The organism is Loktanella sp. Alg231-35 (genome assembly GCF_900143545.1).
Taxonomy (GTDB): domain Bacteria; phylum Pseudomonadota; class Alphaproteobacteria; order Rhodobacterales; family Rhodobacteraceae; genus Yoonia.
This window is the reverse complement of sequence record NZ_FREV01000002.1, coordinates 286297-300023: the sequence shown is the minus strand read 5'-3', so window position 1 is coordinate 300023 and position 13727 is coordinate 286297. Positions and strand designations below refer to the sequence as shown.

Annotated in this window: 14 protein-coding genes; 8 read left to right on the top strand and 6 right to left on the bottom strand. The window is 58.8% G+C overall.

The window, feature by feature from the left end:
• Positions 1–52: 52 nt before the first annotated feature.
• Both aroB and DHN10_RS05090 read right to left on the bottom strand, forming a co-directional pair.
• Positions 53–1162 (bottom strand): 3-dehydroquinate synthase, encoded by a 1110-nt coding sequence (gene aroB, locus DHN10_RS05095; RefSeq protein ID WP_108814164.1) that lies wholly within the window; start codon positions 1160–1162, stop codon positions 53–55.
• 3 nt (positions 1163–1165) lie between these two features.
• On the bottom strand, positions 1166–1720 hold the full coding sequence (locus tag DHN10_RS05090; protein ID WP_108814163.1) for a shikimate kinase: 555 nt from the start codon (positions 1718–1720) through the stop codon (positions 1166–1168).
• 151 nt (positions 1721–1871) lie between these two features.
• On the opposite strand from DHN10_RS05090, the gene DHN10_RS19850 reads away from it, so the two are divergent.
• The 4 genes from DHN10_RS19850 (at position 1872) to DHN10_RS05075 (ending at position 5835) form a co-directional block, all read left to right on the top strand.
• Positions 1872–2024, top strand: a complete 153-nt coding sequence (locus tag DHN10_RS19850; RefSeq protein WP_199910633.1) for a hypothetical protein — start codon at positions 1872–1874, stop codon at positions 2022–2024.
• Between the two features lie 70 nt (positions 2025–2094).
• A complete protein-coding gene (locus tag DHN10_RS05085; RefSeq protein ID WP_108814162.1) occupies positions 2095–3543 on the top strand; it encodes a hypothetical protein in 1449 nt (482 codons plus the stop codon).
• A complete protein-coding gene (locus DHN10_RS05080; protein ID WP_108814161.1) occupies positions 3540–4481 on the top strand; it encodes a site-specific tyrosine recombinase XerD in 942 nt (313 codons plus the stop codon). The genes DHN10_RS05085 and DHN10_RS05080 overlap by 4 nt, the downstream gene beginning before the upstream one ends.
• A 52-nt stretch (positions 4482–4533) precedes the next feature.
• Positions 4534–5835, top strand: coding sequence for an HlyC/CorC family transporter (locus DHN10_RS05075; RefSeq protein WP_108814160.1), 1302 nt, complete (start codon positions 4534–4536; stop codon positions 5833–5835).
• Positions 5836–5921: 86 nt separating this feature from the next.
• Here DHN10_RS05075 and DHN10_RS05070 read toward each other — a convergent pair whose 3' ends face one another.
• A complete protein-coding gene (locus tag DHN10_RS05070; RefSeq protein ID WP_108814515.1) occupies positions 5922–6665 on the bottom strand; it encodes an endonuclease/exonuclease/phosphatase family protein in 744 nt (247 codons plus the stop codon).
• Between the two features lie 46 nt (positions 6666–6711).
• Here DHN10_RS05070 and DHN10_RS05065 point away from each other — a divergent pair, with 46 nt between their 5' ends.
• Positions 6712–7353, top strand: coding sequence for a hypothetical protein (locus tag DHN10_RS05065; RefSeq protein WP_234417034.1), 642 nt, complete (start codon positions 6712–6714; stop codon positions 7351–7353).
• A 183-nt stretch (positions 7354–7536) separates the two neighbouring features.
• On the opposite strand, the gene DHN10_RS05060 is transcribed toward DHN10_RS05065, so the two are convergent.
• A complete protein-coding gene (locus DHN10_RS05060) occupies positions 7537–9081 on the bottom strand; it encodes a helicase HerA-like domain-containing protein (protein ID WP_108814159.1) in 1545 nt (514 codons plus the stop codon).
• Positions 9082–9472: 391 nt separating this feature from the next.
• Between DHN10_RS05060 and DHN10_RS05055 the strand changes: the two genes are divergently transcribed.
• The 3 genes from DHN10_RS05055 to DHN10_RS05045 all read left to right on the top strand — a co-directional run bounded on the left by DHN10_RS05055 (position 9473) and on the right by DHN10_RS05045 (position 12220).
• Entirely contained in the window at positions 9473–10081 is a 609-nt protein-coding gene (locus DHN10_RS05055; protein WP_108814158.1) for an invasion associated locus B family protein, read from the top strand.
• 70 nt (positions 10082–10151) lie between these two features.
• Complete coding sequence (locus DHN10_RS05050) at positions 10152–11132, top strand: sterol desaturase family protein (protein WP_108814157.1); 981 nt, start codon at positions 10152–10154, stop codon at positions 11130–11132.
• Positions 11129–12220 (top strand): acyltransferase family protein, encoded by a 1092-nt coding sequence (locus DHN10_RS05045; RefSeq protein WP_108814156.1) that lies wholly within the window; start codon positions 11129–11131, stop codon positions 12218–12220. The genes DHN10_RS05050 and DHN10_RS05045 overlap by 4 nt, the downstream gene beginning before the upstream one ends.
• Here DHN10_RS05045 and DHN10_RS05040 read toward each other — a convergent pair.
• Positions 12198–13406 carry a beta-ketoacyl-[acyl-carrier-protein] synthase family protein gene (locus DHN10_RS05040; protein WP_108814155.1) on the bottom strand — a complete coding sequence of 403 codons (1209 nt, stop codon included), beginning with the start codon at positions 13404–13406 and terminating at the stop codon, positions 12198–12200. The genes DHN10_RS05045 and DHN10_RS05040 overlap by 23 nt on opposite strands.
• Positions 13407–13667, bottom strand: coding sequence for an acyl carrier protein (locus DHN10_RS05035; RefSeq protein ID WP_108814154.1), 261 nt, complete (start codon positions 13665–13667; stop codon positions 13407–13409). It abuts the gene before it with no gap.
• Positions 13668–13727: the final 60 nt, after the last annotated feature.

Sequence of the window (13727 nt, the reverse complement as noted above, 5' to 3'; positions counted from 1 at the left end):
CCAATTGTGACGCCGCGCATGGGCCGGGCTGCGTTCTATAAAGCCGCAGGCCTTAGCCGCGCAATGCGTCGCCCAGCACGCCCAACACCGCATCCCGAGGTACATCAGAGGTGATAAACGCCTCTCCAATGCCCCGTGCCAGAATAAAGCGCAGCTTGCCATCGCGTACTTTCTTGTCCTGCCCCATCAAGTCCAACAAGCCGTTGGCATCGGGCAAATCGCCGGGAATATCGCGGATATCCACCTTCATCCCCATATCGCGTAAATGCGCACGCACGCGGCTGGGTTCTTCCTGACTGCATAGCCCGATCCGCGCCGACAGTTCGAACGCCAGCGCACAGCCGATGGCCACCCCTTCGCCATGCAACAAGCGGTCGGAATAGCCTGTTGCAGCCTCAAGTGCATGGCAGAACGTATGGCCAAGATTCAAAAGCGCGCGGTCGCCCTGCTCGGTTTCATCGCGTTGCACGATGTCCGCCTTCATCTGGCAGGATCGGGTCACGGCACGCACCCGCGCCGCCATATCACCTGCGGCCAAAGCAGGCCCTTCGGCCTCGAGCCAGTCAAAGAACGCCGCATCACCCAACAGCCCGTATTTTACGACCTCGCCGTACCCCGCCAGAAAATCGCGCGGCGTCAGTGTGCCCAAAAGGGCCGTATCCGCCAGCACAAGGCTTGGCTGGTGAAAGGCCCCGATCAGGTTCTTGCCCGCCGGAGAATTGATGCCCGTCTTGCCCCCAACAGAGCTATCGACCTGTGCAAGCAGCGACGTTGGGATCTGCACAAAACGCACGCCCCGGCGCAATACCGCTGCCGCAAACCCTGCAAGATCACCAATCACACCACCACCAAAGGCCACAACGATATCGCCGCGCTCTACCTTCTGGGCCAATAGCCATTCGACCGAATGTTCCAGCTGGGCCCAGCACTTTGTGGCCTCACCGGGGGGCAACGCCAAAGCCTCAGACGTTAGTCCCGCATCGCTTAGCGCGGTTTGCAACGCTGTCAGATGCAGTCCCGCCACAGTTTCATCGGTCAGAATGCAGATATGTTTGCGCCCGCCCATCGCGGCAACGCGTGTGCCTGCCTCACCCAGAACGCCGGGGCCGATTTCGATGTCATAAGCCCGGCCCGGCAGGTCCACATGCACAGTCGCGTTCATTACTTAGCTCTCCAGGATATCGGGGCGGGTCGACAGGGTGTCGATCACGGTTTGGGTGGTCTGGTCAATGCTGGCGTCCGCCTTGACCGGGATGCGTAGACCGGCCAGCGCATAGATCGGCGTGCGGTCTTCGAATATCTTGGTCAGCGTGGCCTTGGGATCAGATGTGCGCAGCAAGGGCCTTGTGTCTTTGTGGCGGACGCGTTCCCAAAGTGTTGTAAGGTCTGCGTCCAGCCACACGGCCACGCCCATTTCGGCAATGGCATCGCGATTGGCCGTTGCCAAAAACGCCCCGCCCCCAGTCGAAACGATGCCGGGAGGACCCGACAGCAGCCGTTTGATGACCTCTGCCTCGCGGTCGCGAAAGAACGCCTCGCCGTCGCGTTCAAATATCTCGGCAATACTGGCTGCTGCGGCATCTTCGATCGCGGCATCGCTGTCGACAAAGGGCACATCCAACCGGGCCGCCAAAGCGCGCCCGATTGCAGTCTTGCCAGAGCCCATCATGCCCACCAAAACCACCGTATGTTGCAATCTGGAATGCGGCCCTGCAGCCATTGATTTATCCCTTTGCCATCGGCATCCGAACGCCGTGCGCGAAAATTAATGAATCAATGCCGTGATCTTGGGCGAAAGGCCATATATAATCCCTAGAAAAAGTGGCACTTAGACCACATATCGAGGCAGAAAACACAGATTGGGGCAGGCAATGTGGCGACTGATCAAGGTTCTATTCTTTTTAATCGTGCTTGGCGGCATCGGGTTGATTGCCTATGCCTATGTCGGCCCGCTCTTTTTTCCCAATGATTTTGCAGCACCGACCCAAGAGGTGATACGCCCTGTTACGCTTGAAACAGAGTAAGGCAGTTATTGCCGCCCTTTGCCTAACAGGCAGCGCCCTGCCCGCCCAAGATGCGGCGCAGTCCGAACCGATGTCGGCCATCGAATGGCTGTCGCGCAGCGTCGAAGAGGCCCCGCTTTACGAACCACCCGTCACCAACAACGCCCAAACCCCCGGCGTCACCGTCAGCGCGCTTGATGCGCCTTCCAAAGACCCCGTAGGCCTGTTGCCCAATGCCGTCACCGGCCTACCACCCACCATCTGGTCCAGCAGTGAAGAGGCCGTGCTGGTCGATCTTGTCCGCGCCGAAAGCGTGGAAATGCTGCCTGCATTGCAGGACTTCCTTAAGGTCCTGCTGCTGGCCGAGGCTGATCCGCCCCAAGGCGCCGGCAGCGATGGCGCCCTGTTTCTGGCTCGCGTTGATAAGCTTCTTGATCTGGGTGCCCTGGAACCTGCCAAATCGATGATCGAACAGGCCGATCCCGACACGCCGCAGCTTTTCCGCCGCTGGTTTGATGTGGCCCTGCTGACCGGCACCGAAGATGACGCCTGCGCCGCGATGGGCCGGACCCCTTCGATTGCGCCCACATACCCTGCTCGCATCTTCTGCCTTGCGCGCAATGGCGATTGGGCCGCTGCCGCGCTGACGCTGAACACCCACCGCATTCTGGGCGACATCACCGAACAGGAAGAGGCACTGTTGTCGCGCTTCCTCGACCCGGAGCTGTACGAGGGCGAACCACCGCTGACCGCACCTGCGCGGGTTAGCCCCCTGACCTTCCGTATGCACGAAGCGATTGGAGAGCCGCTGATCACCGCAAACCTACCGCTGGCCTTTTCGCACGCCGATCTGCGCGCCACGACCGCTTGGAAATCGCAATTGGAAGCCGCTGAACGGCTCGCCCGGCATGGTGCGGTGTCCGAGAATGTCCTGCTTAAACATTACACCGCCCGCACCCCGGCCGCCTCTGGCGGGATTTGGGACCGGGCCGAAGCGATCCAGCGGTTTGACGTCGCCATGACCGCACGTGATCCGCAAAGCGTCGCCCGCAACCTACCGGGCGCATGGCAGGCCGCACAGGATGCGCGCGCCGAAATCCAGTTCGCCAAGCTCTATGGTCCGGCGTTGCAGGATCTCCCACTTAGCGGTGACGCCGCACGCACCGCCTTTTGGATTGGCCTGCTATCGGCAGATTACGAAGCGGTCGCCATTGCTGCCACAGAAACCGACACAGGGTTTGACCCCTTCCTGATCGCCATTGCACGCGGTCAACTGTCCGATGCCCGTGCCACGTCGCCACGCGCAAGGGCCATTCAGGCAGCCTTTACCGGCACACCACCCCCTGCGCGCCTGCAATCCCTTGTGATCGATGGCAAGCTGGGCGAGGCGCTGCTGCGCGCGCTGGCCTTGTTTGACGCGGGCGCTGATGGTGATCTGCGTTCGGTGACCGACGCGCTGACCTTGTTGCGCGCTGTGGGGCTCGAAGACGTTGCACGCCGGGCGGCGCTGCAACTGATGATCCTGGATCGCAGCGCATGACCCATGCCGAACGCCCCATGATGCGTTGGGTGCAAGTGTTTCTTGAGGCGCAGGCCGCCGAACTTGATGCCGCTACGAACACGCAACTGGCCTATGCGCGTGATTTGCAAAGTTTCGCGGAATGGCTGACGGATAAATCCCAGCATTTCAGCACCGCAAGCCGCGACCACGTCGAAGGCTACCTGATTGATTGCGAGGCCGAGGGGCTAGCCAAATCGACCCGCGCGCGCAGGCTGTCGGCGATCAAACAACTGTACCGGTTCGCCTTTGAGGAAGGCTGGCGCGACGACAATCCCGCGATCCAGATCAAGGGCCCCGGACGGGCACAGCGTTTGCCCAAAACGCTTGATGTGGCCGAGGTGGATCGGCTGCTGGACGCCGCGCGCAACACCAAACGCGAGGCGCTGCGCAACACCTGTCTGATGGAACTGCTTTACGCCACGGGCATGCGCGTCACTGAATTGGTCAGCCTGCCGGTGTCAGCGGCGCGTGGTGATCCCCGCATGTTGCTGGTGCGGGGCAAAGGCGACAAAGAACGGCTGGTGCCGCTGTCGCCCCCTGCCCGCGCGGCATTGGCCGCCTATCTGATCCACCGTGACAAGATGGCGGATGTGGCGCGCGCCGAAGGCACAGCACAATCCAAATTCCTCTTCCCCTCACGAAGCAAGGCCGGGCACCTGACGCGGCACAGGTTCTTTGGGTTGATCAAAGAATTTGCACGCGACGCTGGCGTGTCCCCGGCCAAGGTCACACCGCATACGCTGCGCCATGCCTTTGCCACGCACCTGCTGGCCGGGGGCGCCGATCTGCGCTCGATCCAGACCATGCTGGGCCACGCCGATGTGGCCACAACCGAGATTTACACCCATGTCCTTGACGAGCGCCTTAAAGAACTGGTGCTTGATCATCACCCACTTGCCAAAGCCACCAAGGCTTGATGCGCCACGCGAGAACCTCCATAACGCCAATGTTTTTGCTTGAAAGCTACTGATGGATATCACCACCCTCGACGCCGCATTCTGGGTTACCGCCGGCGCTATTGTTATTCTGCTTATCCTCTCGGCCTTCTTTTCAGGGTCCGAGACTGCGCTGACGGCCGCGTCACGCGGCAAGCTGCGCACGGCGGCCGATAAAGGCTCCAAAGGGGCCGACCGCGCCTTGCTGGTAACCCAAGACAATGAAAGGCTGATTGGCTCGGTCCTGTTGGGCAACAACGTGGTCAATATTCTGGCAACATCGCTGGCCACCGCGGTGCTGACCAAGATCTTTGGGCAGAACGGCGTGGCTGCGGCGACGCTTATCATGACCTTGCTGGTGCTGATCTTTGCCGAGGTGCTGCCCAAAACGCTGGCCATCACCTACCCCGAGGCTGTTGCGTCCCGCGTCGCCCGGCCCATTGCAGTGGTTGTCTTCATCTTCTCGCCGCTGGTCGCCGCTGTGCGCTATTTGGTGCGCGGTGTGCTGCTGCTTTTTGGGGTGCGCACAGATCCGGACAGCAACATCCTTGCCGTGCGCGAAGAAATTGCGGGTGCGCTGCAACTGGGCCACTCCGAAGGTATCGTGCAGAAGGAAGACCGCGACCGTATCCTTGGCGCGCTTGATCTGAACGAACGCACGGTTGAGGAAATCATGCTGCACCGTTCCGGGATTGAAATGCTGGATGCAGCCCTGCCGCCCCGCGAAATCCTCGATCAAATTCTGCAAAGCCCCTACACGCGCCTGCCGCTTTACCGCGATGAGCCTGAGAATATCGTCGGCATGGTCCACGCCAAAGACCTGCTGCGCGCGATGCACAAATTGCTGGATGGTGGCACTGGGGCTGCCAAAGGGCTTGCCGCATTTGACGTCATGAAGGTCTCAATGCCTGCGTATTTCGTGCCGGAAACCACCACGCTTGACGATCAGATGCGCAGCTTTCTTAAGCGGAAAACGCATTTCGCACTGGTGGTGGATGAATATGGCGCGCTGCAAGGCCTGATCACGCTTGAGGATATTCTGGAAGAAATCGTGGGCGAGATTGCCGATGAATTTGACGACCATGAGGAAAACCAGATCGCCCCAACCGAGGACGGCGCCTATCTGGTAGACGGCGGCATGACGATCCGCGACCTCAACCGCGCGCATGACTGGAACCTCCCCGACGAAGAGGCAAACACCGTGGCCGGTCTGGTGATCCACGAAGCCCAAATGATCCCCGTCGAAGGACAGGTGTTTTCGTTCTATGGCTTCCGGTTTGAAGTCCTGACAAAAGAAGAGAACCGACTGGCGACGCTGAAGATACGCAAGTTGTAGGCGGGTTGAATCTGGTTCTATGTTGAAGTCGGCATTGCAGGACGAGGCCGCCGTCGTAATCAACGCCTCGACTGCCCGCTTTGCGCTCAAACCGGAGTTTCGGCCTCTTTGCTGAAGACCGATTTGCAAGGTGCATTCACTCCAACATCCGCCCAGATCGGCAAATGATCGGATGCCCGCTTGGCCAGCACCCCTTCCTCCACCCCGGCATCATGTAGCGTCAGGTCATGTGTTAGCGCCACGCGGTCCAATGCGGCTATGGGCCGGGCGGCATGAAAGGTGCGGCCAGGACTGTGCAGGGTGAAATCTTCGGCCAGCGCCTCAAACCCGCGGGTTTGCGCCCATTCGTTCATATCGCCAATCACAATGGCGCGCGCCATGTTCCCAAGACGTGCGGCGATCGTGGCCAGTTGCCGCCGCCGTGAACTGCGTAGCAATCCCAAATGCACACCGACAACCGTCAGCTCATTGGCCAGTTTTACGGCAACCGCCCCGCGTGGTTCCAACCCTGGCAAGGTAATCCGGCTGGTGACCGCCACTTGTGTCCCACGCCGGACCAGCACGGCGTTACCGTGCCAGCCAAGGCTGACGTCATTGACAGCGGTGGGGACGACGTCGAAATCAGTATGGCGGTCAATCATGTCCCTGGGCAGCGCTGCGGGACGCTCTCCCAGACGGTTATCCGCCTCTTGCAGAGCAATCACATCCGCATCCAGATCGTTCAACACATCCAGCACCCGCCCCGGATCGCGCCGGCCGTCGAGGCCATGCGCCTTGCGGATATTGTAGCTAGCAATCCGGCAGGGCCGGTCCTTGAACGGAGATGACATCTGCTCCATATAGTGATCAATGGCCTTTGCATAAAGGGGCGTATCTTTGATCCATCAGTTGCGGCAACAAGGCATTCTGGTGCACGGCCTTTGGGCGCTGTTGCTGGTTGCAGCGGGCGCGGCCGCGTTTGAGGGGCGCTGGTCACTGACCTTTGTGGCACTTGCGACCCTAGCACTTGCACTCGCCCCCATTGTGCTGGCCAACCGGTTGGACATCACCCTGCCCATGCCCTTTGTGGCGGCGACGACCGTCTTTGTGATCGCATCGATTTTCATGGGCGAAGCGTTTGATTTCTACGAACGGGTCTGGTGGTGGGACATGGCACTGCACGGGTCCTCGGCCATCGGGTTCGGGCTGATCGGTTTTGTCTTCGTATTGATGATGTTCGAGGGTGACAGGTTCGCCGCGCCACCCTGGGCGCTGTGTCTGATGGCTTTTGGGTTGGCGGTCACGGTCGGCGTGTTTTGGGAACTCTTAGAGTTTCTTATGGACCAGTCGTTTGGTTTCAATATGCAGAAATCAGGACTGCTGGACACGATGGGTGACCTGATCGTGGATGTCATCGGTGCAGGGTTGGCGTCGTGGCTGGGCTACGCCTATCTGCGGGCCAGAGAACGCAATTTCTGGACCTGGCCGATTGACCGGTTTGTAGCGCTGAACAAGCGGCTGTTTCGCAAGCATCGGTAGGGTTCGACGGCTCATTTTTTTGAAAGAACGGTCTACGGGCGATAGTCAGCTTTCGCTGTTGCGTTGCGTCCGTGTCGTCGAATGACATCCGTGCACCGGTCGCTGACAAAGGGACGGGCTGCAGCATGGGTCAATTTGCACTCAAACCCGACTTCCACACCAACTCAAACGCGGCCGATACCGCTACCGCCCCTTAAACAAGCTCCCCAAAATCCCGCGTACCAACCGCCGTCCGGTTGTCCCTTTCAGCTCTTTCGCAACGACCGAAGCCAATGCCCCGCCAAAGCCACCACCAGAGGATTTGCGCGATGATCGTGACCGGCTGCTGGAACGTGAGCTTCCCCGCTCATACCGGCGTGCCTGTTTGAATTCGCGCTCTTCCTGCTCCAACCGCTCTTCTTCGGCCTCTGCCTCTTCTGCCGCTTTTGCTGCGGCTTCGGCGCGCTTGCCCAGCATCTCAAAGGCGCTGTCACGATCAAGCGTTTCATCGTATTTCCCGGCCATATCAGAGGCTTGCATGATCGCCTTACGGGTTTGCGCATCAATCGGCCCCAATTGCGATGACGGCGGGCGGATCAAAGTCCGTTCAACAACCATCGGTATGCCCTTGCGATCAAGGAAAGACGTCACCGCCTCGCCGGTGCCTACTTCCTGGATCGCCGCGGCGGTGTCAAAGCTGGGGTTATCGCGGTAGGTTTCCGCAGCTGTTTTCAGCTCTTTGCGGTCCTTGGCGGTGAAGGCGCGCAGCGCGTGCTGCACCCGGTTACCCAACTGGCCCAACACATCGTCAGGAATATCGGCGGGGTTCTGCGTGACAAAGTAAATACCCACACCCTTAGAACGGATCAGGCGCGCCACCTGTTCGACCTTATCAACCAGCGCTTTGGGGGCATCGTCAAACAGCAGATGCGCCTCATCAAAAAAGAACACCAGCTTGGGTTTATCCGGGTTGCCGACCTCGGGCAGTTCCTCGAACAGTTCCGAAAGCAGCCACAACAGGAATGTCGCATATAGGCGCGGGCTGCCCATCAGTTGATCGGCGGCCAGAATATTGATCTCGCCCCGCCCGTCACGGGTGCGCATCATATCGGCCAGATCAAGGGCGGGTTCCCCGAACAGCGCCGCGCCGCCCTGATTTTCCAACACCAGCAATTGCCGCTGGATCGCCCCCACAGAGGAGGACGCAACATTGCCATAGCGCAGTGACAGGTCCTTGGCGTTCTGCCCAACCCAGACCAGCAGGGCCTGCAAATCTTTAAGATCCAGCAATGGCAGACCTTCTTCGTCCGCCACACGGAAGGCCACGTTCAGCACGCCTTCCTGTACCTCGGTAAGGTCCATCAGACGCGACAGCAGCAGTGGCCCCATCTCTGCGACGGTGGCGCGGACCGGATGGCCTTTTTCGCCAAAAAGATCCCAAAAGGTCACTGGGAACTGATCATATTGCAGATCAAGCCCGATGGTTTCAGCGCGCGACATGAAAGGTTCGTGCAGCTTGAAGTCGGACGATCCGCTGACGGCCAGACCGGACAAATCCCCCTTCACGTCTGAAAGGAAAACCGGCACGCCCTGCGCGGAAAACCCTTCGGCCATGATCTGCAAGGTGACGGTCTTACCCGTGCCTGTGGCCCCGGCAATCAGTCCGTGGCGATTTGCCTTATCCAGCAACAGAACCTGCGGATCAGCGTAGCCTGCGCCACCGCCACCCATGAAAATCGTCTCTGACATCTTGTCTTTCCCTCGCGTGCGTTCGCATCAGGATACATTCTTAACCATTTCGTGCCAGCTTAAAGGCGCCCATTTCGCGCAATTGCGCGGATTAAACATTCCCCCCTGTTAGACTTGCCGTGCCTCCAGACACGGCTTTTCTGCGCCCGCCACCCACACCAGATTGTCAGATTTTTGCTGTTGACGCTGTGTCGGGGTTTGTCTAGCGTCTGCCGCAATTAGTCGGCCAAGTCCGACAGGGAGAACATGGAGCGGGGCCCTTTTGGGGGCCCTTCTTCATTTTTACCACCCCGCGACATTGTGAGCGGAAGACAGCCATCGCCTGTATTTTTGGCGCTGACAGCCCAAGGTGCGCGTGGTAAGCCGCCGCAAAGTTCAAAAGGACAGACCTATGCGCAGTATCCTCAAACCCGTTTTTCTTGCCGCTTTGCTTATGCATGCCGGTGTGGCCATCGCTCAGGAAGCGACCGACGAAAGTGCCGATGCCGAAACGCCAGAAGCCGACAATAGCCTTGAGCTGGGCGAACCTGTCGGCCCGCAACCCGGTGAGCCTTACGTGCGCGAAACCTATGGCGATTGGGCTCTGCGCTGCATCAAGGCCCCCGAGGGCCAGCGTGATGCCTGCAATCTTTATCAGTTGCTGATCAATGACGCCGGAGTGGCTGTGGCGGAATTCAACTTCTTCCGCCTGCCCCAAGGCAACCGTGCCGTGGCCGGTGCCAATGTTGTTGTTCCATTGGAGACACTGCTGACCCAGCAGCTAACCGTGTCCGTCGATGGTGTGAATCCGCGCCGCTACCCGTTCACATTCTGCAACGCCGCAGGCTGTGTCGCCCGCATCGGCTTCACCCCAGAGGATATTGACGCGTTCAAACGCGGCGCCAGTGCCACATTGCGCCTTGTCCCAGCCGCAGCCCCAACCGAGGAGGTCATCCTGACCTTGTCGCTTACAGGGTTCACAGCCGGATATGACGCCTCCTCTACGACAGGCAACCAATAGTCATTTTTGGCCATCAAATTTCCCTATTCGGTCAATATAAGGCCCCCGTGGCACGGGGCTGAGACTGATCATGCGTGAGTTTTTGGACGACCTTGGAATTACCATGCTTGGGCATTTGCTCAGCTGGGAATCGCGCATGGGTCTTGTCTATCTGGCCGCGACTTTGCTGATCGTCTATGCGCTCTGGGTCTATCGCGGCCGGCCCGCCAGTTTCTTGCGCTGGGTGTTCCCTGCCAAGATTTACCTGCACAAGTCCAACCTTGTTGATATCAAGGTCTTCTTGTTCAACACCGTTGTCGGTGTTTTGGGGTTCTTTGCGGTCATAGGTTTCGCCACGGCGATGTCTCATGGCACGATCGGTGTGCTGGCCGGTTGGTTCCCGCAACCAGACCTACCCGCCGATCCAACACTTTGGCGCAGTGCTCTTGCGACGTTGATCATGGTGCTGACACTGGATTTCTGCAAATACTGGGCACATTACATCCATCACGAAAACCGTCTGCTGTGGCCATTCCATTCGGTGCATCATTCGGCCGAAGTGCTGACCCCCCTGACCGCCTACCGCAACCATCCGGTGTTCCTGTTGGTCCGCAATGTCATCTACAGCGTCATCGTGGGGATTGTGCAGGGTGTGATGCTTTTTGCCTTGATGGGTGAAATCAGCCTGGTGACCATCGGATCGGCCAATGCAGGCTATGTCATCTTTAACATGCTGGGATCAAACCTGCGGCACAGCCATATCTGGCTTAGCTATGGGCGGGTGTTAGAGCATATCTTCATCTCGCCTGCGCAGCATCAGATCCACCATTCAAGTGCGGTCAAACACCACAACAAGAACTATGGCGAAGTCTTTGCGTTCTGGGATTGGATGTTCGGCACGCTTTATGTGCCCAAAGAACAAGAGATCCTCGAATTTGGTCTTGCGGATGGTCAGGGCAACGCGATTGAACAGCCCCATCCGACGCTTTTTGCCGCCCTCTTTCACCCCTTTGTGGAAAGCTGGAAAACCCAAGCCAACCGGGATCAAAGCCAGCGTATCAAGCCGCAATGAACCGGGGCTTTTCGCTTTGGCTTGATGTGTTGCGGGTGCTGGCGACGGTCACTGTTGTGATTTCGCATTGGGCCTATCCGCGTTTTACCAATGGTGATTACATTCTTATCCGCGAATGGAACCTTGGCAGTGACGCGGTTATCGTGTTTTTCGTGATTTCCGGCCTTGTGATCGCCTATGCGGCGGGGCGCGATAAGGATGGGACCACGTTTACGTTCAACCGCTTGACGCGCCTGTGGTCGGTTCTGGTGCCCGCCTTGCTGTTGACCTTTCTCTTTGACCGGATCGGCTATGGCATCCGACCCGATGCATACCCATCCCAGTTCTATCATATCCATGGCTTTGGAGAGTTCATGCTGCGCGGGGCCAGTTTCAGCAATGAATTCCGGCTGTTTGATCGGATGCGCCTTGGCACCAACGGCCCGCTTTGGTCGCTCAGCTATGAGGCGGCGTATTATGCGCTGTTTGCTGCGGCGATGTATTTGTCAGGGATCAAACGCTATGTCGTTCTGGGGGCCATTGTCGCATTGGTCGGTGTGCCCATCTTGCTGTTGATGCCCGCTTGGCTGATGGGTGTTTTTGTCTGGCATGCGGTCCGCGAGGGGCGCTTGGTCCCGCAGTCGGCGTTCCTCGCCCTGATCCTGGCCTTGGGTGGTCCGCTGCTTTACACTGTGGGGATTGGCACCGGCCTGCCCATGGCCCTGCGTGAAATGACCGCTGCTGCATTGGATGTCCCAGACACCCGTAGCCTGATCGGCTTTTCCGATGAGCTGATCTGGAACGCCATCATCGGCGCGCTAACCTCAATGCATCTTTTTGGCATGGCGCGGCTGTGTCAGTCGCGTACAAGCGATATCGCGTGGATCAGATGGGCGGCCGGTGCCAGCTTTTCGGTCTATGTCACGCATTACCCGACCCTGCACCTGCTGGATGCGATCCTGCCAGAGCCGATGGCGGGCCGTTACGTGATCCTGATCACCGCGCCATTCATCGTAGGATTGCTGTTTGCGGCCATCTTTGAGAGGAACCTAAAAGCCTTCCGCGCGGCCTTTGGCAGGTTACGGCCTAATGCTTCCGCAGCGCAATAACTGCGTTCAGCCCACCAAAGGCAAATGCGTTTGACAAGGTCACGTCGACCTTTGCGTCGCGCGCGACGTTTGGCACCACATCCAAGGCGCATTCTGGGTCCGGTTCTTCATAGCCAATCGTTGGCGCGACGACACCGTCGCGCAGCGCCATGATACAAGCGAGCAGTTCAACAGCACCGGTGCCGCCGATCAAATGCCCGTGCATCGACTTGGTCGAAGATATCATCAGCTGGTCGGCATGTGCGCCAAAGACATCTGCCACCGCCGCGCATTCGGTCTTGTCGTTGGCAGCCGTCCCGGTGCCATGCGCGTTGATATAGCCGACATCGCCTTTGTCGATCCGCGCGTCTTTCATCGCCCCGGCAATGGCCCGTGCCGCCCCCTGTTTGGACGGCATCACAATGTCGGACGCGTCAGAGGACATCGCAAAGCCAATCACTTCGCACAGGATATCCGCGCCGCGTGCCATGGCGTGATCGTAGTTTTCGAAGACATAGACCCCTGCCCCTTCGCCCTGCACCATGCCGTTGCGGGTGGCTGAAAACGGGCGGCAGGCATCGCGTGACATCACCCGCAGCCCTTCCCAAGCCTTGATGCCGCCAAAGCACAACATCGCCTCGGACCCGCCAGTGACTATGACTTTGGCCATGCCACAGCGCACCATATTAAAGGCCTGCCCCATCGCGTGATTGGAGGACGCGCAGGCGGTAGCAACCGTAAAAGAAGGCCCGCGCAGGTTCCATTCCATCGAGACATGGCTGGCCGCGGCATTGTTCATCAGCTTGGGCACAATAAACGGATGCACCCGGTTCTTGCCCGCCTCATAGACCGCGCGATAGTTTTCATCCTGCGTATTCAACCCGCCGCCAGAGGTGCCCAACACAACGCCCGACAGATCTGCCAACTCGCCCGAAAACGTCAGCCCCGATTGCCCAATCGCCTGCCGTGCCGCCAGCAAGGTGAACTGCGTGAACCGATCATAAAGCGAGATTTGCTGCCGGTTGAAATGCGCGGCTTCATCGTAGCCCTTGATCTGCCCGCCGATCTGGATCGACAGACGATCCACATCATCAATCTCTAGCGCACCAATCCCACAACGCCCTTCGCGCATCGCCGCAAATGTGGTGGGTACATCCACGCCCAAAGGGTTAATCGTCCCTGCCCCGGTGATGACAACGCGGTTCATCTAACTGGCCTGCTCTGCCTTGAGTTGTTCAACGGCGGCAATGATTGCGGCAATGGAAGATATATCAAACTCTGATGATTGCGGGTCGTTGGCGTTGAAGGGCACAGAGATATCGAATGTTTCTTCAATCGCAAAGATGCTTTCGACCAACCCGAGGCTGTCGATGCCTACATCCTCAAGCGTGTGGTCCATCTTGATGTCAGAGGGCTCCAACATTGCTTGATCGGCGATAATGGCGATGACATGATCTTTGATGCTCATCTGAAGTCTCGTGGCTGACTGTTGTTGTGCGTGCATGTAGTGGTTTTCGCACGCCTTTGA

Excerpts from the sequence above, each read along its gene's own strand:
- DHN10_RS05035 (WP_108814154.1), bottom strand. The coding sequence starts at position 13,667 with ATGAGCATCAAAGATCATGTCATCGCCATTATCGCCGATCAAGCAATG.
- DHN10_RS05070 (WP_108814515.1), bottom strand. The coding sequence starts at position 6,665 with ATGTCATCTCCGTTCAAGGACCGGCCCTGCCGGATTGCTAGCTACAAT.
- DHN10_RS19850 (WP_199910633.1), top strand. The coding sequence starts at position 1,872 with ATGTGGCGACTGATCAAGGTTCTATTCTTTTTAATCGTGCTTGGCGGC.
- DHN10_RS05040 (WP_108814155.1), bottom strand. The coding sequence starts at position 13,406 with ATGAACCGCGTTGTCATCACCGGGGCAGGGACGATTAACCCTTTGGGC.
- DHN10_RS05085 (WP_108814162.1), top strand. The coding sequence starts at position 2,095 with ATGTCGGCCATCGAATGGCTGTCGCGCAGCGTCGAAGAGGCCCCGCTT.
- DHN10_RS05060 (WP_108814159.1), bottom strand. The coding sequence starts at position 9,081 with ATGTCAGAGACGATTTTCATGGGTGGCGGTGGCGCAGGCTACGCTGAT.
- DHN10_RS05050 (WP_108814157.1), top strand. The coding sequence starts at position 10,152 with ATGCGTGAGTTTTTGGACGACCTTGGAATTACCATGCTTGGGCATTTG.
- DHN10_RS05080 (WP_108814161.1), top strand. The coding sequence starts at position 3,540 with ATGACCCATGCCGAACGCCCCATGATGCGTTGGGTGCAAGTGTTTCTT.
- aroB (WP_108814164.1), bottom strand. The coding sequence starts at position 1,162 with ATGAACGCGACTGTGCATGTGGACCTGCCGGGCCGGGCTTATGACATC.
- DHN10_RS05090 (WP_108814163.1), bottom strand. The coding sequence starts at position 1,720 with ATGGCTGCAGGGCCGCATTCCAGATTGCAACATACGGTGGTTTTGGTG.
- DHN10_RS05045 (WP_108814156.1), top strand. The coding sequence starts at position 11,129 with ATGAACCGGGGCTTTTCGCTTTGGCTTGATGTGTTGCGGGTGCTGGCG.
- DHN10_RS05075 (WP_108814160.1), top strand. The coding sequence starts at position 4,534 with ATGGATATCACCACCCTCGACGCCGCATTCTGGGTTACCGCCGGCGCT.
- DHN10_RS05055 (WP_108814158.1), top strand. The coding sequence starts at position 9,473 with ATGCGCAGTATCCTCAAACCCGTTTTTCTTGCCGCTTTGCTTATGCAT.